15 protein-coding genes are annotated in these 22,030 nt (G+C 70.8%); 10 read left to right on the top strand and 5 right to left on the bottom strand.

Annotation, left to right across the window (positions count from 1 at the left end; translation table 11 throughout):
* The first annotated feature begins 123 nt into the window (after positions 1 to 123).
* From ACWGKS_RS07650 to ACWGKS_RS07670, 5 genes are all read left to right on the top strand, one after another.
* The gene (locus tag ACWGKS_RS07650; RefSeq protein ID WP_452455108.1) at positions 124 to 993 is read left to right on the top strand and encodes an FAD binding domain-containing protein; all 870 of its coding nucleotides are present in this window, start codon (positions 124 to 126) and stop codon (positions 991 to 993) included.
* Entirely contained in the window at positions 984 to 1,499 is a 516-nt protein-coding gene (locus ACWGKS_RS07655) for a (2Fe-2S)-binding protein (RefSeq protein WP_087100726.1), read from the top strand. Before ACWGKS_RS07650 ends, ACWGKS_RS07655 begins: the two co-directional genes overlap by 10 nt.
* Positions 1,496 to 2,854 carry an 8-oxoguanine deaminase gene (locus ACWGKS_RS07660; protein WP_358504672.1) on the top strand — a complete coding sequence of 453 codons (1,359 nt, stop codon included), beginning with the start codon at positions 1,496 to 1,498 and terminating at the stop codon, positions 2,852 to 2,854. The genes ACWGKS_RS07655 and ACWGKS_RS07660 overlap by 4 nt, the downstream gene beginning before the upstream one ends.
* A complete protein-coding gene (locus ACWGKS_RS07665; RefSeq protein WP_452522102.1) occupies positions 2,854 to 5,286 on the top strand; it encodes a xanthine dehydrogenase family protein molybdopterin-binding subunit in 2,433 nt (810 codons plus the stop codon). Before ACWGKS_RS07660 ends, ACWGKS_RS07665 begins: the two co-directional genes overlap by 1 nt.
* A gap of 228 nt (positions 5,287 to 5,514) precedes the next feature.
* Positions 5,515 to 6,957 carry an NCS2 family permease gene (locus tag ACWGKS_RS07670; RefSeq protein WP_358504667.1) on the top strand — a complete coding sequence of 481 codons (1,443 nt, stop codon included), beginning with the start codon at positions 5,515 to 5,517 and terminating at the stop codon, positions 6,955 to 6,957.
* Between the two features lie 70 nt (positions 6,958 to 7,027).
* On the opposite strand, the gene ACWGKS_RS07675 is transcribed toward ACWGKS_RS07670, so the two are convergent.
* Positions 7,028 to 8,233 (bottom strand): serine hydrolase domain-containing protein, encoded by a 1,206-nt coding sequence (locus tag ACWGKS_RS07675; protein ID WP_452522104.1) that lies wholly within the window; start codon positions 8,231 to 8,233, stop codon positions 7,028 to 7,030.
* Positions 8,234 to 8,430: 197 nt separating this feature from the next.
* On the opposite strand from ACWGKS_RS07675, the gene ACWGKS_RS07680 reads away from it, so the two are divergent.
* Both ACWGKS_RS07680 and ACWGKS_RS07685 read left to right on the top strand, forming a co-directional pair.
* A complete protein-coding gene (locus ACWGKS_RS07680; protein WP_358504661.1) occupies positions 8,431 to 11,043 on the top strand; it encodes a molybdopterin-dependent oxidoreductase in 2,613 nt (870 codons plus the stop codon).
* A complete protein-coding gene (locus tag ACWGKS_RS07685; protein ID WP_358504659.1) occupies positions 11,040 to 12,026 on the top strand; it encodes an FAD binding domain-containing protein in 987 nt (328 codons plus the stop codon). Before ACWGKS_RS07680 ends, ACWGKS_RS07685 begins: the two co-directional genes overlap by 4 nt.
* A gap of 101 nt (positions 12,027 to 12,127) precedes the next feature.
* On the opposite strand, the gene ACWGKS_RS07690 is transcribed toward ACWGKS_RS07685, so the two are convergent.
* Complete coding sequence (locus ACWGKS_RS07690; RefSeq protein ID WP_358504656.1) at positions 12,128 to 13,108, bottom strand: D-alanine--D-alanine ligase family protein; 981 nt, start codon at positions 13,106 to 13,108, stop codon at positions 12,128 to 12,130.
* A gap of 25 nt (positions 13,109 to 13,133) precedes the next feature.
* On the bottom strand, positions 13,134 to 14,456 hold the full coding sequence (locus ACWGKS_RS07695; protein WP_452455103.1) for an aminotransferase-like domain-containing protein: 1,323 nt from the start codon (positions 14,454 to 14,456) through the stop codon (positions 13,134 to 13,136).
* Positions 14,457 to 14,912: 456 nt separating this feature from the next.
* Between ACWGKS_RS07695 and ACWGKS_RS07700 the strand changes: the two genes are divergently transcribed.
* On the top strand, positions 14,913 to 15,542 hold the full coding sequence (locus tag ACWGKS_RS07700) for a hypothetical protein (protein ID WP_452522107.1): 630 nt from the start codon (positions 14,913 to 14,915) through the stop codon (positions 15,540 to 15,542).
* A gap of 342 nt (positions 15,543 to 15,884) precedes the next feature.
* Here the strand turns inward: ACWGKS_RS07700 and ACWGKS_RS07705 are convergent, their stop codons facing one another.
* Together ACWGKS_RS07705 and ACWGKS_RS07710 are read right to left on the bottom strand one after the other, a co-directional pair.
* Positions 15,885 to 17,192 (bottom strand): GAF domain-containing protein, encoded by a 1,308-nt coding sequence (locus tag ACWGKS_RS07705; protein WP_452522109.1) that lies wholly within the window; start codon positions 17,190 to 17,192, stop codon positions 15,885 to 15,887.
* A 509-nt stretch (positions 17,193 to 17,701) separates the two neighbouring features.
* Entirely contained in the window at positions 17,702 to 19,255 is a 1,554-nt protein-coding gene (locus ACWGKS_RS07710) for a PucR family transcriptional regulator (protein WP_358504650.1), read from the bottom strand.
* Positions 19,256 to 19,513: 258 nt separating this feature from the next.
* On the opposite strand from ACWGKS_RS07710, the gene ACWGKS_RS07715 reads away from it, so the two are divergent.
* Both ACWGKS_RS07715 and speB read left to right on the top strand, forming a co-directional pair.
* Positions 19,514 to 21,028: a sodium:solute symporter gene (locus ACWGKS_RS07715; protein ID WP_452522111.1), complete on the top strand. Its 1,515-nt coding sequence runs from the start codon at positions 19,514 to 19,516 to the stop codon at positions 21,026 to 21,028.
* Between the two features lie 37 nt (positions 21,029 to 21,065).
* Positions 21,066 to 22,025 (top strand): agmatinase, encoded by a 960-nt coding sequence (speB, locus tag ACWGKS_RS07720; RefSeq protein ID WP_358504643.1) that lies wholly within the window; start codon positions 21,066 to 21,068, stop codon positions 22,023 to 22,025.
* Positions 22,026 to 22,030 lie beyond the last annotated feature (5 nt).

Genomic DNA, 22,030 nt, shown 5'->3' on the forward strand with positions numbered 1-22,030 from the left:
CTGGTCTGGATTTCGAGTGGTGTACTTCACAAGATCGCCCCCTAGTAACCGAGATCGCCGGTTCCATCGAAGGTTCGCGTCGACCAGGACGCGGCCGGACCACAGCGCAGGACGAGGACGAGCATGGAATTCCTGAGGCCCTCCACGTTGGTGGAGGCCCTAGAGGCCAGGAGCGCCCACCCCGACGGTGTGCCCATCATGGGCGGTACCGACGTGATGGTGGCGTTGAACTTCGACAAGAGCCGACCTCCGGCCCTGATCGACCTGACCCGGGTCCCGGAGCTGACCGAGTGGGGCACCGACGGTGACCACACCCGGTTGGGCGCCGGGGTCCCCTACACCAAGGTCATCGAGCACCTGAGCGGTGCCGCGCCGGCGTTGGCCAAGGCCTCCCGTTCGGTGGCCTCCCCACAGATCCGCAACCGGGGCACCGTCGGCGGCAACCTGGGCGGGGCCTCCCCCGCCGGGGAGTCGCATCCGCCGCTGCTGGCCACGGACGCCGAGATCGAGGTGGCGTCGGTGCGCGGCACCCGCAGGGTCAAGGCGCGCGACTTCTACCTGTCGTTGCGCAAGACGGCCCTGGCCGAGGACGAGCTGATCACCGCGATCCTGCTTCCGCGCGCCACCGGGCCGCAACAATTCGCCAAGATCGGTACCCGCAACGCCATGGTCATCGCCGTGACCTCCTTCTCGCTGGCGTTGGACACCGACAACCGGAAGGTGGGCACCGGGGTGGGCTCGGCCGGGCCGACCCCGCTGCGCGCCGAGGCCGCCGAGGAGTTCTTGGAGGCCGAGTTCGATTGGGAGGACGGTCGTCCCCTGGCCGAGTCCGTGGTGCGCCGTTTCGGTGATCTGGTGGCCGCGGCCGCCCGTCCCATCGACGACCAGCGCGGCAGCGCCGACTACCGCAAGCACGCCCTGTCGGTCATGGCCCGCCGTGCCCTGAGCTGGTCCGTCACCGACTACCGGAAGGAGTCCTCACGATGCGCGTGAATTTCAAGGTCAACGGTGAGGACGTCACCGCCGACAACGTCTGGCCGGGCGAGAGCCTGTTGTACGTGCTGCGGGAGCGCTTGGGCCTGCCGGGCAGCAAGAACGCCTGTGAACAGGGCGAATGCGGGTCGTGCACGGTCTACTTCGACGGTGTGACCGCGTGTTCGTGCATGATCGCCGCCGGGCAGGCCGAGGGCCGCGAGGTCGGCACCGTGGAGGGTCTGGCCAAGGAGCCGGGCAAGGGCGGCGACCGTACCCTGGGCGACGTTCAGGAGGCGTTCGTGGAGGCGGGCGCCGTGCAGTGCGGCTTTTGCACCCCCGGTCTGTTGGTGCAGACCGACGACCTGCTGGAGCGCACCGTGGGCTGCGGCAAGGACGCCCCGGCCGACGCCGAGATCCGTGAGGCCCTGGCCGGCAACCTGTGCCGTTGCACCGGGTACGAGAAGATCATCGACGCGGTGCACCTGGCCGCCGAGCGCCGCGCCGAGGCCGGGAGCGCCTCATGAGCAAGGCCATCGTGATCGAGGGCGCCCACGTGGTGACGGTGGACGGCCCCGAGTACGCCGACGGTCACGTCGTGGTGCGCGATGGGCGCGTCGCCGCTGTGGGCGCCGGCCCCGCCCCCATCGTGGAGGGCGACTTCGAGCGGATCGACGGCCGTGGATGCGTGGTCACCCCCGGTCTGGTCAACACGCACAACCACCTCTACCAGTGGGCGACCCAGGGCCTGTTCGCCGACGGCACCCTCTTCGAGTGGTTGGTGGGTTCCTACGAGATCTGGCACCGTCTGGACGCCGAGGTGGTCTCCGGGACGACGTCGGCCGGACTGACGCATCTGGCGCTGTCGGGCTGCACGACCGCCTCGGACCACCACTACATCTATCCGGCCGGGCGCGGTGACATCGTGGCCGCCGAGGTCGAGGCCGCCCGTGAGGTGGGTATTCGTCTGGACCTGGCGCGCGGTTCGATGGACCGCGGCCACAGCCAGGGCGGTCTTCCCCCGGACAGTGTCGTGGAGTCCTTGGCGGGTGCCCTGGCGGGTACCGCCGCGGCGATCGACACCTACCACGACACCTCCTTCGACTCCATGACCCGGATCGCGGTGGCCCCCTGCTCACCGTTCTCGGTCTCCCGGGAGTTGATGGTCGACGCCGCGACGTTGGCCCGTGACAAGGGGGCGCGGCTGCACACCCACCTGGCCGAAACCCTCGACGAGGAGGAGAAGTGCCTGGCCGAGTTCGGGTGCACCCCCGTGGAGTACGCCGAGAAGCTGGGCTGGCTGGGCGATGACGTGTGGTTCGCGCACGCGGTGCACCTGTCGGACTCCGCGATCGGCCGGATCGCGGCCACCGGCACCGGTGTGGCGCACTGCCCCACCTCCAACGCCCGCCTTGGCGCGGGCATCTGCCGGGTGACCGAACTGCTGGAGGCCGGCGCCAAGGTCGGTCTGGGCGTGGACGGTCCCGCCTCCAGCGAGCTGACCTCGATGGCCGGCGAGATGCACCAGGCCCTGCTGATGGCCCGGGCCCGCAAGGGGCCGCAGGCCCTCACCGCCCGACAGTCCCTGGAGATGGCCACGCTGGGTGGCGCCCGGGTGCTGGGCCGCGACCGCGAATTGGGGTCGTTGTCGGTGGGCAAGCTCGCCGACCTGGCCCTGTGGCGGGTGGACGGGTTCGGCCACGATGTCATCGACGACCCGGTGGTGGCGATGGTGTTCGGTCCCACGCCGCCCCTGGAGCGCCTGCTCGTCGGCGGGAACACCGTCGTCGATCACGGCGAAATGCGCACTTTGTCGGCCCAGAGCGCCGCCGCGCGCGGCCGCGCCGCACACCGGAGTCTGACCCAGGAGGTGAGCCGCTGATGGCGGCGACGACCCGTACCGTCACGGACCTTTCCAGCACGACCAAGGACGGCGTGGGCGCCAGCCCTCGTCGCCCGGACGGCACGCTGAAGGTGACCGGCGAATTCGCGTACTCGTCGGACATGTGGATGGAGGACATGCTGTGGGGCGCCACCCTGCGCAGCCCCCACCCGCACGCGAGGATCCTCGGCATCGACGTCACCGAGGCGCTCAAGGTGCCCGGTGTGCAGGCGGTGCTGACCCACGAGGACGTTCCCGGCGCCAAGCGCTACGGTCTGGAGTACCAGGACCAGCCGGTGCTGGCCTACGACAAGGTGCGCTACAAGGGCGAGTCGGTGGCGATCGTGGCCGCCGACCACCCCGAGACCGCCCGGCGGGCGATGGAGCGCATCAAGGTCGACTACGAGGTGCTGGCCCCGGTGAGCGACTCCCGACGCGCGGCCCTGGACCCCGACTACCCGCTGGTGCACGACAAGGGCGAGCTGCCCGAGCACCCCGAGTTCAACCAGAGCGGTAACCGGCTGCGCTACCAGCCCATCCGTACCGGCTCGTTCGTGGACGTGGCCGGCTCCAAGGAGGGTCAGGAGGAGACCCTGGAGAGGCTGCGCGCCGAGGCCGACGCCGTGGTGGCCACCGAGTACGAGGTGGGCATGCAGGACCAGGCGTTCCTGGGCCCGGAGTCGGGCATGGCGGTCCCGGCCGAGGACGGCGGGGTGGACCTGTACGTGGCCACCCAGTGGCTGCACGTGGACCAGAAGCAGATCGCGCCGGCTCTGGGGTTGCCCCAGGACAAGGTGCGGCTGACCCTGGCGGGCGTGGGCGGCGCGTTCGGTGCCCGCGAGGACCTGTCGATGCAGATCCACGCGTGCATGCTGGCGCTGCACACCGGCAAGCCGGTCAAGTTCGTCTACAACCGGGAGGAGTCCTTCTACGGGCACGTGCACCGCCACCCGGCCAAGATGCGCTACGAGCACGGCGCCAAGGCGGACGGCACCCTGCTGTACGCCACCCTGGAGATCATCGTGGACGGCGGCGCGTACGCGTCGGCCACCCCCGCGGTGGTGGGCGTGGCCTCCTCCCTGGGGATCGGCCCCTATGAGGTGCCGAACGTGCTGGTGGACGCCTACGGGGTGTACACCACCAACCCGCCGTGCGGGGCGATGCGCGGTTTCGGCGCGGTGCAGGCCTGCTTCGGTTATGAGTCGCAGATGGACAAGCTCGCGGAGAAGCTGGGCATGCACCCGGTGGACCTTCGGGTCAAGAACGCCATGGCGCAGGGCTCCCGGATCATCACCGGCCAGGAGATCGACATGCCGCTGCCCATGGCGGAGATGTTGGAGCGATGCCGTGACCTGCCGATGCCGGTGGAGCGCACCGAGTTGGAGGATCCCACCGACCAGCGCACCCTGCCCGGCGGCGTGGCCGGAACCACCCGCGGCGAGGGTGTGGTGCGCGGCGTGGGGTACGGCGTGGGCCTCAAGAACCTGTGCTTCTCCGAAGGGTTCGACGACTACTCCACCGCCCGTGTCCGTTTGGAGGTCGTCAACGGCGAACCGGTGGTGCTGGTGCACACCGCGGCCGCGGAGGTCGGCCAGGGACTGGTGACGGTCAAGGGCCAGATCGCCCGCACGGAGTTGGGTGTGGAGAAGGTCGTGATCGCGCCCTCCGACACCCAGGTGGGTTCGGCCGGCTCCTCCTCGGCCTCGCGCCAGTCGTACATGACCGGTGGCGCGGTGCGCACGGCGTGCGCGTCTGTGCGCGCCGAGGTGTTCGAACTGGCCCGGGGCAAGGGTCTGGTGCCGGCCGGGGTCGAGGACACCGGGTTGGCGCTGGACGGCGGCAAGCTCGTCTCCGCCACCGACGGTGTGCTGGTGTCCCTGGCCGACCTCCTGGGCGAGTCCGCCCAGGGCGGCGAGGTGGTGGAGCACACCCGTGAGTACCACCACCGGCCCACCGAGATGATCGACCCGGACCTGGGGCAGGGCGACTCGCACAACCAGTTCGGCATGTGCGTGCACCGTGCCGTGGTGGACGTGGACGTGGAGCTGGGCCTGGTGAAGGTCGTGGCCCTGGACGCCGTCCAGGACGTGGGCAAGATCCTGCACCCGCAGCAGCTGGCCGGTCAGATCCAGGGTGGTTCCGCCCAGGGTCTGGGGTTGGCGCTGATGGAGGAGATCCAGGTCAAGGACAGCGAGATCCGCAACCCGTCCTTCACCGACTACCTCATCCCGACCATCCTCGACACCCCGCCGATGCGCATCGACGTGTTGGAGCGACCCGACCCGCACGCTCCGTACGGTCTGCGCGGCGCGGGCGAGCCTCCGACGCTGTCGTCGACCCCGGCGATCGTGGCCGCGGTGCGCGACGCGACCAGGCGTCCGCTCACGCACGCGCCGGTGCGTCCGGAGGACATCGTGGGGATCGACCTGTAGGTCGCCCGGCGTGCCTTGAGGCACCCATCGGACCGGGGAGGGGCGGCAAGCGCCCGTCGTCCCTCCCCACCAAGACCCGCCCGCCTCGGATCCTGCCGACGCCCTCGGCCCCGGGGTGGGCGGCCGAGGGGACGACGACGTCCCCTCGTGCCCGAATCCGACTACGCAGAGTAGTCAACCCCCCTTAAAACACGGCTTCGCCGTGCTCATATCCCTCCAGGAGGGGACATGACCCGACTCGACGACTCCGGAGCGCGTTCCGCAGAGCGCTCCCCAACGGATCGATCCTGGCTCGACCGCTTCTTCCTCGTCAGCGAACGGGGGTCGACCTTCGGTCAGGAGGTCCGCGGAGGGCTGACGACGTTCATGGCGATGGCCTACATCATCGTCTTGAACCCGATCATCCTCAGCGGCGTCACCGACGTGAACGGCGACCAGCTCTCGGCCGGTCAGCTGACCACCATGACCGCCCTGGCCGCCGGGCTGGTCACCATCATGATGGGTGTGGTGGGCCGCGCCCCCATCGCCTGCGCGGCGGCCCTCGGTGTGATGGCGGTGGTCGCCTACCAGGCGGCGCCGGTGATGGCCTGGCCTGAGGTTATGGGCCTGGTCGTGTGGCAGGGCATCGCCATCATCCTCATGGTCCTGACCGGGGTGCGCACCGCGGTGATGAACGCGTTGCCGTACAACCTCAAACTCGCCATCGGCGTGGGCATCGGCCTGTTCGTATCCCTGATCGGCCTGGCCAACATCGGGTTCGTCAGCGCCGGTGACGGCGACAGCCTCCTACAGATCGGCGCCGCGGGCGGCGGTGGACACCTTGACGGGTGGCCGATCCTGGTGTTCGTGGCCGGACTGATCCTGGCCTCGGTGCTGCTGGCCCGCCGGGTTCCCGGTGCGATCTTCTACGGGATCATCGGTGCCACCGTGCTCGCGGTGGTCCTGCACTACGCGCTGAGCCTGGACCCCGAGTCCTGGGGCGGGGGTGTGCCGGAGCTGCCCGGCAGCCCGTTCGCGGCCCCCGACTTCGGGTTGCTGTTCCAGGTGGACCTGTTCGGTGCCTGGACCACGGCCGGACCGACCACCGCCGGGGTCATCCTGTTCACCCTGGTGCTGGCCGGGTTCTTCGACGCGCTGGGCACCATCCTGGCCATCGGCACCAAGGCCGACATCGCCGACGAGGACGGGCAGATGCCCCGGGTCAACCAGATCCTCATCACCGACGGCGCCGGCGCCGTGGCCGGTGGTCTGACCAGTTCCTCGGCGACGCTGGTGTTCGTGGAGTCCACCGTGGGGGTGAGCGAGGGGGCGCGTACCGGTCTGGCCAGTGTCGTCACCGGGCTGTTCTTCCTCAGCGCGATCTTCTTCGCCCCGGTGTTCGGTATGGTGCCGGCCGAGGCCGCATCGGTGGCGATGGTGCTGGTCGGCGCCATGATGATGATGCACGTGGGGCAGATCGCCTGGGACGACTTCTCGGTGGCCATCCCCTCGTTCCTGACGATCGTGATGATGCCGTTCGCCTACGACATCGCCAGCGGGATCGGCATCGGCATCATCGCGTACACGGTGATCAAGTCCGCTCAGGGCCGCTTCCGCGAGGTCGGTTGGCTGATGTGGATCCTGACCGCGGTGTTCTCCTTCCACTTCACCATGCACGCGATGGGCTTGTAAGGGGTTCCGTTCGTCCGTGGCCGGGGCTCGGTACCCCGGCCACGGGTGTGTTCGGGGTGGGTCCGCCGCCTCAGGGGATGACCGTGGCCAGGCAGCGATCCAGGGCGCCGCGCAGGGCCACGTCGCGCGGGTCGTTCCAGATCCGCAGACCCATCCGGTTGGGGACGTAGCCGTAGCCGGTGCCGGTCGCCGGGTCGGCGAAGCCGAAGGAGCCACCGGCCCCCGGGCTGCCGTAGGCGCGGTCGTCGGTGCCGAACCGCCATTCGGGGAAGGGTTTCCACAGTCCTGACGAGTAGCGGGTGCGGACCTTGAGGTTGACGTCGCGTTCCCCCTCGCGGGGCGGTGCGGGCCGTTCCTCCAGGGCCCGCAGGCTTTCGTCGCGCACACCCAGTATCGGCGCGCCTTGTGCGAACTCGCCGTAGAGCGCGGCCAACGAGCGGGCGGTCGCGAAGCCGTTGCCGTGCGGCAACTCCACCGACCGGTAGGCGGGGCCGGCGAGTTCGTCGGCGGTGCGCAGCGGTGGGTTGGCGAAGGTGCGCGCGGCGATGCTCCAGGGCAGGCAGCGCGCGAGTACGTGACCGAGGGGGACGGCGGTGGGGTCGGCGGCCAGGTCGCGCCAGGATCCTCCGGTCAGGCGGGCCAACCGTTCCTCGCCGATCCACGCGGGAAGTCCCACGTACAGATCCAGGCCCAGGGGGCCCGCGAGTTCCTCCGCCAGGTACGCGCCGACGGTGCGCCCGTCCACCCGGCGTAGCAGCTCGTTGACGTAGAGGCCGATGGTGACGCTGTGGTAGCCGTGCCGTGTGCCGGGCTTCCAGGCGGGCGCCTGGTCGGCCAGGACCTGGGCGAGCCGGTCGTGGTCGGCCAGCAGGTCGGGGGTGAGTTCGGTGTCCAGGCAGGGCAGACCGGCCCGGTGGGAGAGCAGTTCGCCGATGGTGAGGCGACCCTTGCCGTGACGGGCGAAATCGGGCCAGTAGTGGGCCATCGGTCGGTCGTACTCGAACAAACCCCGTGAGTGAGCGTGTGCCAGGACCAGGGAGGTGACCCCCTTGGTGGCCGAGAAGACGAGGGTCAGGGTGTCGGACTCCCAGGGCGCCCCGGTCTCGGGGTCGCGCGTCCCCGCCCACAGGTCGACCACCGGGCGGCCGGCGTGGTGGACGGCCACGGCGGCGCCGGTCTCCCCGTGTTCGGCGAAGTTGTTCTGGAAGGCCTCGCGGACCGGTTCGAAGCCGGACTCGACCCAGCCATGGATGCGAGGGGGCGGGGTGAGGTACATGAAGGGAATCCTCGGAAGGGGGATGACGTGTACTTTCGTCGCCCGCCACAGTATGCGAAGCCCGAGGCGGCGAGGCGGTCGAACCGGGCGCGAATTCGGGTCCGAGCCGCTGCTTCGGGCGAAAAGGTCTTTGACAGCGGAGGAAAGCGCCACTTAAGTTGACAGTGACAACTTTCGTCTGCCCGGGAAGACGCCCCATGGACACCACGGTCAACGGCGCCCCCACGCCCACCCCCGACGAACCCGAAGTCAACGCCGCCGAGCACCTGCGCGACACGCTCGGCCTGACCGGCACCAAGATCGCCTGCGGAAGCGGAGTGTGCGGCGCCTGCACCATCCTGGTCGACGGCTCCCCCACCGCCTCCTGCCTGCTTCCCTCCGCCCACCTGGCCGGACGTTCGGTCACCACCGTGGAAGGACTGGGCGGCGACCACCCCGTCCAGCGCGCCTTCGCCGCGCACGACGGCCTCCAATGCGGCTACTGCACACCCGGCTTCGTGGTGGAGGCCTCCGTGTTCGTGGACGCCTGGCGGGCCGAGCACGGCGACACCGCGCCGGACCGCGACACGATCGCCGACGCCCTGGCCGGACACCTGTGCCGATGCGGGGCCTACGAGGGGATCTTCTCCGCCGTGGCCGCCGCTTGCGCCGGTGGGTTCGACACCGAACCCGTCGAGGCGCCGCCGCGCGCGGACGCCCCCGCCAAGGTGACCGGACGCGCCCGCTTCAGCGGTGACCACGCCCCGCCGGGCACCTGGACCGGGGTGATCGTGCGCTCCACCGTGGCCCACGCCCGGGTCCTGAAGGTGCGCCCCGCGCCCGACGGCGACGGCGGTCGGGCTCCCCTGGTGGACCTGCTGGGCGAGGACCGTACCGTCCGCCACGTGGGGCGGGCGATCGCCGCCGTGGCCGCGCCCACCCGCGCCGAGGCGCGGCGGCTGGCCGCGGCAGTACGGGTGGACCTGGAGCCGTTGCCCTCGGTGACCACCGTCGACGCCGCCCGCGAGCCCGGGGCACCACTGGTGTACCCGACCAAGGCCGAACGCGCCGCCGCCCTCGACTACGGTGAGGCGCCCGGTCCCAGGTCCGCGTGGAACGGCAACGTGCGCGGTCCCGGGGTGGTGAGCTGGCGCGGCCCCACGGCCGTCTCCCGTCTGCGCGCCGCCCGGCTGCGCGAGGACCCCCTGTTGGTGGCCGAGGAGTACACCACCGCCACCCAGGTGCACACCCCCTTGGAACCGCACGTGAGCGTGGCCTCCTGGGATGGTGGAGACCTGCACCTGCACGTGTCCACCCAGGCCCTGAGCCGGATGGTCGACAAGGTCGCCGAGCGTTGGGACCTGCCCCGGGAACGGGTGCACGTGGTGACCGAGTACGTGGGCGGTGGGTTCGGCGCCAAGGGCGCCCTGTCCCCGGACACGGTGGCCGCGGTGGAACTGTCCCGGCTGGTGGACGCGCCGGTGCGGGTGTCGCTGGAACGCTCCGAGGAGCTCGTCGACGCCGGCCACCGGCCCGGCAACCGCACCCGGGTGGCCCTGCTGGCCGACTCCGAGGGCGACCTGCGTGCGCTGGCCGTGGACTCGGTGGGCGACGGCGGGGTGTCGGTCGGTTCCAACGTCGCCACCCTGGCCGCGCTGATGTACGGGCGTTCACCTCGACGGGTGCGCGACTTCGACGTGGTCACCAACCGACCCCCGGGCGAGCCGATGCGCGGACCCGGCGGACCACCGATGGCGTGGGCGTTGGAACAGGCCGTGGACACCATGGCGACGCGGCTGGGCGAGGACCCGTTGTCGCTACGGCGTCGGTGGGACGGCAACCCCAAGCGTCGGGCACTGTACGAACGAGTGGCGGAGCTGCCGCTGTGGCGGGACCGTCCTCGTGGTGAGAGCACCGGCCGGTTCCGACGCGGCGTCGGGTTGGCCGCCGCGGGCTGGCCCTACCTGCTCGGTCCCCAGGCCCGGGTGGAACTGACCGTGCGCGGCGGTGAGCTGGTGGTGCGTTCGAGCACCCAGGACATCGGCACGGGCATCCGGACGGTGTTGGGCGACGTGGTCGCCGAGCGGCTGGGCATCGGCGCCGACGGCCTGACCGTGGAGATCGGGCACGGGTCCTCGGTACACGGCACCGGTTCCTTCGGCAGCCGCACCACCACCTCGATGGGACCGGCCGCGGCCGACGCCGCCGACCGGTTGCGCGAGGCCCTGCGCGAGCACTCCCCCGCCGTGCCGGCGTCGGGCCCCATCCCCGAGCACACCTTCAAGGAGGCCCTGTCCCTGGCCGAGGGGTCCTCGGTGGTGGGCGAGCGTGGCCTGGACCGTTGGGGGCGGCTCACCCCGAACATGGCCGGCGACCTGGCGGTGGGACGCGGGATGAGCGGAGCGGTACACGTGATGGAGGTGGAGGTGGACACCCTGTTGGGCCGGGTGCGCCCCACCCGGTGCTGGGCCGGGATCGCCGCCGGGCGCATCTACAACGAACGCATGGCCCGCAACCAGTGCGAGGGCGCCGTCGTCCAGGGGGTGGGCTACGCGTTGTTCGAGGAACGGCGCGACGACCCGCGCACCGGGGTGGTGCTCTCCGACGACCTGGAGGAGTACCGGCTACCCGGGATGGGCGACGTTCCCGAGACCGAGGTGTACTTCCACCAGGAGGGTTTCGAGCACGTGCCCGGTGGTGGGATCGGGCTCGGCGAGGTGTCGGTGGTGGGGGTGGCCGCCGCGCTGGGCAACGCCGTCTTCGACGCCACCGGCGTCCGCCACCACGACCTGCCCCTGCGCCCGGACCGACTGATCGGAGCGACGCGATGACCGTGACCCGACCCACGAGTGTGACCGAGGTGTCGGCCGACCTGGCCCGGCGGGGGGTGCGCCCGCGCGCCGGGGGCACCGACCTGACCGCCTGCCTGGAGGCGGGGGTGATCGCCCCCGGGCCCCTGGTGGACCTGTTGAGGGTGTCCGACCTGGACGAGGTGGTCTGGGAGGCCGACGGTTCGGCCCTGGTGGGGGCGATGACCACCGTCGCCACGTTGGGAGCCGACCCCGCCCTGGCCGCGGCCTATCCGGCGTTGGCCGCCACCGCCCGGGCCCTGGCCACCCCGCAGATCCGGGGCACGGCCACCCTCGGGGGCAACCTGCTCCAGCGCAATCGTTGCGCCTACCTGCGCAACCCCGCCTTCGACTGCTTCCAGACCGGTGGGGACTCCTGTCCGGCCCGGGAGGGCGACCACCTGCGCGGCGTGGTGGTGGACCAGGGCCCGTGCGTGGCCCCACACCCGTCGACGTTGGCGGTGGCGCTGCTGGCCTACGAGGCGAGTGTGCGCCTGGAGGGCGGCCCGGACTCCGAGAAGGCGATCGTCGACCTGTACGAGGGCACCGACCCCACACGTGACCACACGTTGGGTCCGGGCACGTTGTTGACGGCCGTGTCACTGCCGGTCCCGTCCCCGGGCGAGCGCTTCGCCCATCGAAGGGCGACCGGACGTTCCCGGGCGGAGTGGCCGCTGGTGGAGGTGGTCGTTCGGCTGGAGTGCGCCGACCAGGGCCGCGGACCGGTGGAGCGGGCCGCGGTGGCGGTGGGCGCGGTGGCGCGTACCCCCTTGCGACTACCCGAGGTGGAAGGCGCCCTGGTGGACGCGGCACCCGGCGGGGACCTGCCCGATCGGGTGGAGGAGGCGTTGACCGCCCTGGCCGATCGGTGCTCTCCCCTGCCCGCCACCGGGTACAAGGTCCCCTTGCTCCAGGGCACGGTCCGTGATGCGATCGAGACGGCCCTGGAGGTTCCGAGCCGGTGACACGGGTTCGGGCCCCTTCCGGGACCGTGTTCGGGTGGGCCGCCGTGGCGTGGCGGCCCACCCGGTTTTCGTCGGTCGGTGTTCCGTCGGCCGGTGTCGGTTCAGCCGCGCAGGTGCGCCTGGTGGGCGAGTTCGCGGCACAGCACCGCGAAGTCCAGCCCCTGGGCCGCGGCCGCCATCGGGAAGGTGGACGTCTCGGTCAGGCCCGGGGCGACGTTGGTCTCCAAGAAGACGACCTCGCCGTCCGGGGCGACCATGAGGTCGGTGCGCGACAGGTCGCGCAGGCCCAGGGCGCGGTGCGCGGTCAGCGCCACCTCGGTGGCCGCGGCCAGTACCGACTCCTCCAGACGGGCCGGACAGAAGAACTCGGTGCGACCGGCGGTGTAGCGGGCCGCGTAGTCGTAGACCCCGCCGTCGGGAACGATCTCCACCGGGGGCAGCGCCACGGGCCCCGAACCGGTGTCCAGGACGCCCACGGCCAGTTCGGTGCCCTGGACCAACTCCTCGACCAGCGCGGAGTCGCTGTAGGCGAAGCAGGACATCAGCGCGGTGGACAGGTCCTTGGCCGAGGTCACGGGGGTGGCTCCGAACGCCGAACCGCCACGGTCGGGCTTGACGAACAGCGGCAACCCGAGCCGTTCGATGAGCTTGTCCAGGAGCGCGGGCGCGCCCAGGTCGTGGAAGGCGGACTTGGGCAGGGTGGCGCCACGCGGCACCCGAACGCCCTTCTCGGCCAGTAGGGCCTTGGCGGCGGGCTTGGCGTAGGCGAGCCGGCAGGACTGGGGGCGGGCGCCCACGTAGGACACCCCGGCCAGTTCCAGGACCTCACGGATCGCGCCGTCCTCACCGGCGGAGCCGTGCAGGACGGGGAAGACCACCTGGGGCGGGTCGTCGGCCAAGCGCTGGAGAAGGCCGGAGTCGACGTCGGCAACCTGCACTTCGACGTCGAGTCGGCGCAGGGCCTCGGCCACGCTGCGGCCGGATTGGACGCTCACCTCGTGTTCGGGGGACAGTCCCCCGGCGAGGACGAGGACCCGGTCAAGGTCGGCCACGGCGCGGACCTCCTTCTGTGCTGCTGTCATGGTGGCTGGTGCCCCTCACGGGGTGTCAGGGAAGGTCGGGGGTGGGGGCCTGGCTGCCCTCGGTGGGCATGGCCATGGCGGGACCGAACGTGTCGCGCAGGTCCATCTCGCCCTCGATGGCTCCGACGAGCCTGCGCACGCCCTCCCGGATCTGTTCGGGTGTGGGGTAGCAGAAGCTCAACCGCATGCTGTCACGGCCACGACCGTCGGCGAAGAAGCCGGTGCCGGGTACGTAGGCGACACGATGGTTGACCGCGCGCGGCAGCATCGCCTTGGCGTCGATGCCCTCGGGAAGGGTCGCCCAGACGAAGAACCCGCCCTCGGGCCGGGTCCAGGTACAGCCGTCCGGCATCATCGTGTTGAGCGCGCCGAGCAGGGCGTCGCGCCGCTCGCCGTACATGCTGTTGAACGCCTTGATCTGCTCGCGCCAGGGGAAGGTCTTGAGGTAGCGGCGCACCACGAGCTGGTTGAACGTGGAGTGGCTGAGCATCGCCGACTCCGCGGCCAGCACGAGTTTGGCGCGCACCGCCGAGGGCGCCAACGCCCAGCCGATGCGCAGGCCCGGCGAGAGCGTCTTGGACAGCGACCCCAGGTAGATGACGTTGCCGTCGCCCTGCGAGTACAGGGTGGGCTGTGGTTCGCCGTCATAGCGGAGCAGGCCGTAGGGGTTGTCCTCGATGATCAGGACGTCGTGGCGCCGACAGACCTCCATCACCCGCACTCGGCGCTCGGCGGACATGGTGATGCCGCCGGGGTTCTGGAAGTTGGGGATCGTGTAGAAGAACTTGACGGTGCGCCCGGCCTTGGCCGCCGCGGTGAGGGCGCGGTCGAGTTCGTCGGCGTCGACGCCCTCGTCGTCCATGCTCACGTGGCGGATGTCGGCCTGGAACGCGGCGAAGGTGTTGATCGCGGTGACGTAGGTGGGCGCCTCGGTCAGCACGATGTCGCCGGGATCGACGAAGACGCGGGTGATCAGGTCCAGGGCCTGCTGGGATCCGACGGTGACGATGACGTCGTCGGGGACGGACTGGACGCCTTCGAGGGTCATGTAGTCGCAGATCTGCTCGCGCAGGACGGGGTCGCCCTGAGCGGAGCCGTACTGCAGGGCGGCGGCACCCTCCTCGGAGACCACGTCCTTGACCAGGTCACCGATCTGGTCGAGCGGCAGGGCGGCGACGTTGGGCATGCCGCCCGCCAGGGAGACGATCTCGGGGCGGGAGGCGACTGCGAAGAGTGCCCTGACCTCCGATGCGACCATGCCCTGTGCTCGATGTGCGTAGCGGCCGACGTGCGGGTCGATACGCGAGCCCTGTTGGCCGGGCTGCTGTTCTCGGTGGTCAGCGGACACGGTCCACCTCCGAAGGAAGGACGGTCTTGTGGGGTCTACCGGGTCGTCCCGGGAGATCTTCGTTGATTCCTGGTTCGACGCCGGGCGGGTCCCCTTGGTTCACGCGAGGCCACCGTGACGGCCGGGCCGTGTGCGGTTCTCGGTGAGTCGGTCGGGTCGTGTCGAACCGTGGAACACGGTTCGGGAAATATCCGGAGTCTAGCCCAGTGGTCGTGCGGCACCCCCCATCAGGGCGTTCCTGTGCTCTGACGCACATCGTCGCGGGCGTTCGAGCGCCGCGTCGGTGACGGTACCCGGGTGCGCGACCCGACTCACACATGAATGACCAGAACATGACGCACTTTTCACCCTTACCACCCGAGTCGGACATGGGTGCTTTCTGGGCTTTCGAGGACATTGGTGTGATGGACCATCGCTCCCGGTGACGGGCGCGTCACCCGAGAACCGGAGGAGACCATGGGCGTCCGCTCGACCACCCTCAGCATCTCCGCGACGCTGCTGCTGTGCGGCGCGCTGACCTCGTGCACCGACCCGGCACCCACGGAGCAGGAGATCGACGCCGAACGACTGGAACTGGCACGGGCCGCCGACGCCCTGTCGGCTTCGGTGCTACGACCGGGCGTCGAACGCGCCTTCGCGCGCAAGGGCCATCCGGTCGACGGCACGCTCACCTGCGCCCCTCCCGCTGCCATCGGGGAACCCGAGGCCTCCGGCTCCCCATCACCGTCCCCATCGGCGGAGCCGACACAGGAGGAAGAGAACACGGTCACCGCCGACGGCATCCGGGGCGGGACCGCCGAAGAGGACGCGGAGCCCGTCAGCGGCGGCCTGGAGGTGGTCTGTGAGGGACTGGACCGCGACGGCGCCGAGTTGCGCTTCGAGGGCCGACTCTCGTCCGAGGCCCTGGCCGAACGCGCCGCGGGCGACGACAGCCTGTCCGGTGTCTTCACCGGGGCCGTCGACGGCGACGAGGTCTTCACCATGGACTGTTTCCAGTGCGCGCCGCTGGAACCGGAGCCAGAAGAGACGGAAGAGCCGAACGAACTCGCGGGCGAAGAGGGGTCCGCCGCCCCCGAATCCGGCTGAAGTCGCCTATGGCGGTGCGGCCCGACAACTCACACGACGGTCCGGGCCGCACCGCATCATACGCGTACGCTCGCCGGAGGATTCCCCCGAACCTCCCGTGGAGCACTCCCCGAAAACGCGTCCGCCCTTACCCCCGTAACCCCCCTCAAGGTCCGTAGGACACGGACGCGCCCCGCACCGGTGAACTCCTCCGTGCCCTCTCTTGCCCGGAGGCCTCCACCGGTGGGCGGGCCGCGCATCCCCAAGTTGATCCCATCGGCCCACGCTCGGCAACGGTTGCAACAGGTTGCGACTTTCCCACCCAGAGTGGCGATATGGCGACGCGTCGGGACGTCGGGGGATTCAGCCGGGGTGGTCGCACAGGGGCGTGCCCCCGTCCCGCTCCAGCAGGGCCCGCACCCCCGGCGCCAACGAAGCGGGGAGCAGGTTCACCGACGTCTGTGAACCGATCACCCGGACCATGACCTCGTCGGCGAAACGGTAGGGGCGGCTCTCGATCACGCCACCCAGGTTGCGCCGGATCCGGGACAGTTCCGCGCGCACGGTGACCACGTGGGCGTCGGCGCCGAACACGTCCTTGGACAACTCGGCGCCCGAACGCCCCGCCCGGTGCACCGCCAACCGGAGGAGGAGTTCGGTGTGGCGCGGGGTCAGGTTGTGCACCCACTCGCCGCTCGGGCCGGCCACCGTCACCGTGGACGCCCCGGGTCTGCGCAGATCCAGGGTCACCGAGGTGGAACCGGCCCGCTCCCCGGGGCGCGGGCGGATGAGCCAGCCGCCCGGCAGGGGTTCCAGGCCGCACTCGCCCAGGGCGGGGATCCAGGCCGTCCCGCTCTCGCAGTGCTTGGGCAACAGCACCCGCCGGACCGGTTCCATGTGCACCGCCGCGGCGGTCCAACCGCTGTCGTCCACCACCAGGGCGGGTCGGGTCAGTCCGGCCAACAGGGGCGCGGCGACCGAGCGCAACCGTTCCAGGTGGGTGTGGTGCAGCCCTTGCAGATGTGCCTGGGCCAGTTGGGCGACCGCGTTGACCAGGGCCAGGGTGGAGGGGTGGATGGTGGAGACCGGACCGGTGACGTCGATGGCGCCCAGCAGTCGCCCGTCCCGGGGGTCGTGCACGGGGGCGCAGGCGCAGGTGAGGGCGTGCAGGTTGCGCACGAAGTGTTCGGCGGAGTAGACCTGCACGGGGCGACCGACCACCAGCGCGGTGCCGATGGCGTTGGTGCCGATGCTGCCCTCGTTCCAAAAGGAGCCCTCCACCAGCCCGACCCGGTCGCCGACCGATCGCATCCGATGGGATCCCTCGCGCCAGAGCACCTGCCCCGAGGCGTCGGTGACCAGCATGATGTGGTCGGCCTGGTCGGCCACCGAGACCAGGGAACGACGGATCAGCGGCAACACCTCGGCGATGGGTGAGGCGTCGCGTTGGCGTTGGAGTTCGTCCAGGCGGGCCATCCGTGGTGGGGGTCCGCAGTCGGGATCGATGCCGAATCCGCGCATGCGTTCCCAGGAGTCCTCGATCACCGGACGCAACGGCGTGGGCGTGGGGCGCCCCGCGAGCAGCGCGTCGTGGGATCGGCGGAGCAGGTCGGCGTGCTCGCGCGCGTCCACCCCGGAGGGCAGTGCCGTGTCCAGTGATGGAAACGTCATGTGGGTCCTCGGGGCATGTGCCCCCGTCTGGAGACGGGAGGGCTCGCCCCTTCCTCCTTCTACGTGGCCGGGCCCCGAAGGACCGGGGTTCCCGTTGGGCATCAGTTTCCTGGTTCGGCTGCGGCGGGACCGAGAGAACCGGGACAGGCCCTTGTTTCGGAAGTCATTCCGGTTCGATCCTTCCGATTCCTGCTCGAATTATCCTTGGGTCACACCGAACGCACTCCTGCGGTTTTTCCGGAGAGATAACCGGTTTCGTGCCACCGATGGGGGTTTCGGCGCGGGGGTGCGCAGGTCATACGGGTGGGGTTCGAGATGGGTAACATCCCCAGAATCGAAGCGGCTCACGAAACGTCGACGAAAATGGCCGGATGCGGCCAATCGGCGGGACCCTAATTCACCCTGTCATTCGCTCGTTCGCACAGGTGAACCCAGTTTTCACGGGTTTTCGGTCGGCTGCTCGCACGTGCATCGGCCCGTGCGAGATCTCGTGAAGGTTCCCGTGCCCCTCAAGGGCGCCGGGTCAGGGCGAACCACAGGCGCATGCGCTGTTCGGGGTCGGCCAGGTCCACGCCCAGGTCCCGTTCGATCCGCCCGATCCGGTAGCGGACGCTGTTGCGGTGCACGCCCAGGTCGGTGGCGGCCCGATCCCAGTTGCCGTGCCGTGCCAGCCAGGTGTGCAGGGTCGCACGAAGGGTGTGCGCGGCCGGGGTGTCCTCGTCGAGCGGGCCGAGGATCTCCCGGGCGGGCCGCCCGGCGCCCTCGGGGTCGATGAGCGCGTCGAAGGGGTCGGTGGTGGCCGACCACAGCCGTGGCTCGCCCACGACGTGGGCGCGCACCAGCAGGGTCGCGGCCCGGCGGTCGGCGTCGGGCAGATCCTCGGGCGCCACGGCCGCGCTCAGGGCGCCGATCCACCCGTGGGAACGCAGGAGTTCGAGATGGTCGTGGTGGGACCGCTCGCCCCGGTCGGCGAGGACGGCGCGCACGACACCGCCGCCCTCCTCGGCGCCGGAGACCAGGTCGCTCAGGTGGGTGCCCAAGGGCAGGGCCGCGGCGGCGGTTCGGTGCCCTCGGGAAGCGGGTGCGGCCCGCAGGACCCGGTAGCCGCCCCGGGGGGCCTCACCCGAGGTGGCGGAGCGGGGATCGGGAGCGCGGGTGTCGGTGAGCCCGGTCAGGGCCGCGATGGCGCGGGGGTTCAGTTCGCCGTCCAACAGCAGCGCGATGAGCGGCAGGCTCGGGGCGGGAGGTTCCTCACCCTCGGCGCGCAGCAGTAGGTCGAGCAGGGCCGTGGCGGTGCGCAGCACCTCCCGGTCGGTGATGCCCAGGGGTTCGGGGCGACCCACCAGCACCACGCCCTGGTGTTCGGGTGGGGTGCCCACGGTGTGCAGGAAGACCTCGTCCGGGCCGCTGTCGGCCTTGGCGCTGCGCGGACCCGTGGGGGCGGTGAGTTTGGTGAGCAGGGTACGCAGTTCGGGGTCCAGGTCGGCCGGGGCCCCCGCGGTACGGCGCACGGATGCGGTGGGGTCGGCGGGCACGAGGGCGACCCAGGCTCCGAGAGCGTCGGCCAACACCGCGGGCACCCGTTCGGCGGGGATGGGCGCGGTGACCGCGCGGGCCAGTGCCTGGTGGGACTCGCCCAAACGGCGCAGGTCGCGCAGGTGGCGCTCTTCCAGTTCCTCGCCCACGGCGCGGCTGACCGCGGCGAAGGGCGAGTTCCGTGGCACCTCCAGCAGCGGCAGGCCCTGCGACCGGCACTGTTCGACGAGGTCGGCGGGGACGGCCCGGTGGACGGGCGCCACCCCGAAGCCGAGTGCCCCGACCCCCGCGCGCACCAGGGAGGCCACGTAGGTGCGCACCTCATCGGTGTCGGTGGGCAGGTTGGCCCCGGAGGTGAGGAGGAGTTCTCCACCGCGCAGATAGTCGGCGGCCACGACGAGCTCGCTCGCCACCGCCCAGGTGATCGGTGGGTCCCCGGCCTCGACCACCGTGGTCAGGCCCAGGTCGCGGCGAGCCACCACCACGCTCAACGGCACGTGGTGGGTGTCGCCCCCGCTCTTCGCCATGTCCTGGTCCCCCTCGTCCCGCCGACCCGTCCGAGCCGATCCTCGTGTCCTGGACATGACGTACACGAGGACGCCTTCCGCGACGACTGGACGATTCATCCAAAGTTCACCGGGAAGTGGTGCGGTTCGGCCACTGGAGTGGAGCCTACCGACTACCTACGCTGACCGAAGCGATGTGACCTGCGTCAACATCTCCATGGCCCGACCCCCGCACGACGCCCCCGCCTGCCCCCGAACCACTCCCCGCAAAGGAGCTTCATGCTCATCGACACCGCGGTGATCGCCGCCTACCTCCTGGGCATGATCGGCCTGGGCTGGTGGGGCATGCGTCGCGCCAAGAGCAAGTCCGACTACCTGGTCGCCGGCCGCCGCCTGGGTCCGCTGATGTACGCGGGCACCATGGCCGCCGTGGTCCTGGGCGGCGCCTCCACCGTTGGCGGGATCGGCCTGGGCTACACCTACGGGATCTCCGGCGCCTGGCTGGTCGTGGCCATCGGCGTGGGCATCCTGGCCCTGCACCTGTTCTTCGCCGAGCGCATCTCGCGGCTGAGGGTCTTCACCGTCTCCCAGATGTTGGACCTGCGCTACGGCGGTGACTCCCGGATCGTGTCGGCCCTGGTCATGTGGGGTTACACCTTCGTTCTGACGGTGCCCTCGACCTTGGCCTTCTCCACCATCTTCAGCGGTCTGTTCGAACTGCCGCGCGTGGTCGCCATCATCCTGGGCGGTTCCATCGTGGTGCTGTACTCCACGATGGGCGGCATGTGGTCGGTGACGATGACCGATATGGCCCAGTTCGCGATCAAGACGATCGGGCTCCTGCTCATCCTGACCCCGGTGGCGGTGTGGTCGGCCGGCGGTTTCTCCGGGATGCGCGAGTCGTTGGACCCCACCTACTTCGACCCCACCGCCATCGGCGGGCAGACCATCCTCACCTACTTCGTCATCTACTCGCTGGGGCTGCTCATCGGCCAGGACATCTGGCAGCGCGTCTTCACCGGCCGCAACGACAAGGTGGCCAAGGTGGGCGGCATCGGCGCGGGCGTGTACTGCCTGATCTACGGAGTGTGCGGCGCGCTCATCGGCACCGCCGGCGCGGTGATGTTCCCGAACCTGGCCAACCCCGACGACGCCTTCACCCTCATGGTGGAGGCGACCCTGCCGGTGGGCGTGGCCGGTCTGGTCCTGGCCGCCGCCCTGTCCGCGGTGATGTCCACCGCCAGCGGCGCCCTCATCGCCTGCTCCACGGTGACCTCCACCGACCTGTGGCCGCGCGTGCGCGCCCTGTTCGGCGCGAAGAGGTCCGCCGAGGACGACCACAAGGAGGACGAGGTGGCCGCCAACCGGGTGTTCACACTGGTCCTGGGTGTGGCGAGCATCTGTGTGGCGCTGGCCGTGGACGACGTGGTCGCCGCGCTCACCCTGGCCTACAACATCCTGGTCGGCGGCCTGCTCGTCGCGATCCTCGGTGGCCTGGTGTGGCGTCGCGGAACGCGCGCGGGCGCCCTGGCCTCGATGTTGGCCGGTTCCGTGGCCGTCATCGTGACCATGGCGATCACCGGCCTGCTCGCCAACGAACCCATCTACGTGGGGTTGGGCACCGCGCTGGTGGTCTACGTGGCCGTCAGTCTGCTCACCCCGCCCACCGACCCCGCGGTACTGGAGCTGTGGCAGCGCCGCCTGCGCGGCCAGGACACCGGCGACGAGACCGCGACGGGAACCGACGAGGACGCCACGAGCGTCGCGTCCACCGACCCGACCCGGGACCGCTGACACCCATCGCGGAACCGACGACACAGGAATGGATCACATGAACGCACCGATCGGACCCACCGACTCCAGCCTCGTGCCGCGCTTCGCGGGCCCGGCGACCTTCGCCCGCCTGCCCCGCATCGACCAGGTGGAACGAGCCGACATCGCCGTGGTCGGGGTGCCCTTCGACACCGGTGTCTCCTACCGTCCCGGCGCCCGTTTCGGCCCCTCGGCGATCCGTGAGGCCAGCCGGCTGCTGCGTCCCTACAACCCCGGCCTGGACGTGTCCCCGTTCGAGCGCCTCCAGGTGGTGGACGGCGGAGACATCGCTGTGAACCCGTACTCGGTCGGGGACGCCGTGGAGACCCTGGACCAGGGCGCCTCGGAGTTCGTGCGCGCCGGGACCCGCCTGGTGACCCTGGGCGGCGACCACACGATCGCGCTACCCCTGCTCAGGTCCCTGTACCGCGTGCACGGCCCGATCGCCATGCTGCACTTCGACGCCCACCTGGACACCTGGGACACCTACTTCGGTGAGCCCTACACGCACGGCACCCCGTTCCGACGCGCGGTGGAGGAGGGCATCCTCGACACCGAGGCGATCGCCCACGTGGGCACCCGTGGCCCCCTGTACGGCAAGCGGGACCTGGAGGACGACCGTCGCTTCGGGTTCGGCATCGTCACCGCCGCCGACGTGCTGCGCAAGGGCGTGGACGAGATCGCCGACGCGCTGCGTCAGCGCATCGGGAACCGGCCACTGTACGTGTCGGTGGACATCGACGTCTTGGACCCGGCGCACGCCCCGGGCACCGGCACCCCGGAGGCCGGCGGGATCACCAGCCGAGAGCTGCTGGAGATCCTGCGCGGGCTGGCCGACCTGAACCTGGTGGGCGCCGACGTGGTGGAGGTCGCCCCGGCCTACGACCACGCCCAGATCACCTCCACGGCGGCCTCGCACGTGGCCTACGACCTGGTGAGCCTGCTGGCCCTGAACCACCAGCGCAAGACGGAGGGCTGATCGAC

It is taken from the genome of Nocardiopsis sp. NPDC055879, from assembly GCF_053615935.1.

Bases quoted from the DNA above. Each gene is read 5' to 3' on its own strand.
- ACWGKS_RS07650 (WP_452455108.1), top strand. From the start codon at position 124: ATGGAATTCCTGAGGCCCTCCACGTTGGTGGAGGCCCTAGAGGCCAGG.
- ACWGKS_RS07660 (WP_358504672.1), top strand. From the start codon at position 1,496: ATGAGCAAGGCCATCGTGATCGAGGGCGCCCACGTGGTGACGGTGGAC.
- ACWGKS_RS07680 (WP_358504661.1), top strand. From the start codon at position 8,431: ATGGACACCACGGTCAACGGCGCCCCCACGCCCACCCCCGACGAACCC.
- ACWGKS_RS07655 (WP_087100726.1), top strand. From the start codon at position 984: ATGCGCGTGAATTTCAAGGTCAACGGTGAGGACGTCACCGCCGACAAC.
- ACWGKS_RS07665 (WP_452522102.1), top strand. From the start codon at position 2,854: ATGGCGGCGACGACCCGTACCGTCACGGACCTTTCCAGCACGACCAAG.
- ACWGKS_RS07705 (WP_452522109.1), bottom strand. From the start codon at position 17,192: ATGACGTTTCCATCACTGGACACGGCACTGCCCTCCGGGGTGGACGCG.
- ACWGKS_RS07710 (WP_358504650.1), bottom strand. From the start codon at position 19,255: ATGGCGAAGAGCGGGGGCGACACCCACCACGTGCCGTTGAGCGTGGTG.
- ACWGKS_RS07675 (WP_452522104.1), bottom strand. From the start codon at position 8,233: ATGTACCTCACCCCGCCCCCTCGCATCCATGGCTGGGTCGAGTCCGGC.
- ACWGKS_RS07670 (WP_358504667.1), top strand. From the start codon at position 5,515: ATGACCCGACTCGACGACTCCGGAGCGCGTTCCGCAGAGCGCTCCCCA.
- speB (WP_358504643.1), top strand. From the start codon at position 21,066: ATGAACGCACCGATCGGACCCACCGACTCCAGCCTCGTGCCGCGCTTC.
- ACWGKS_RS07700 (WP_452522107.1), top strand. From the start codon at position 14,913: ATGGGCGTCCGCTCGACCACCCTCAGCATCTCCGCGACGCTGCTGCTG.
- ACWGKS_RS07715 (WP_452522111.1), top strand. From the start codon at position 19,514: ATGCTCATCGACACCGCGGTGATCGCCGCCTACCTCCTGGGCATGATC.
- ACWGKS_RS07685 (WP_358504659.1), top strand. From the start codon at position 11,040: ATGACCGTGACCCGACCCACGAGTGTGACCGAGGTGTCGGCCGACCTG.
- ACWGKS_RS07690 (WP_358504656.1), bottom strand. From the start codon at position 13,108: ATGACAGCAGCACAGAAGGAGGTCCGCGCCGTGGCCGACCTTGACCGG.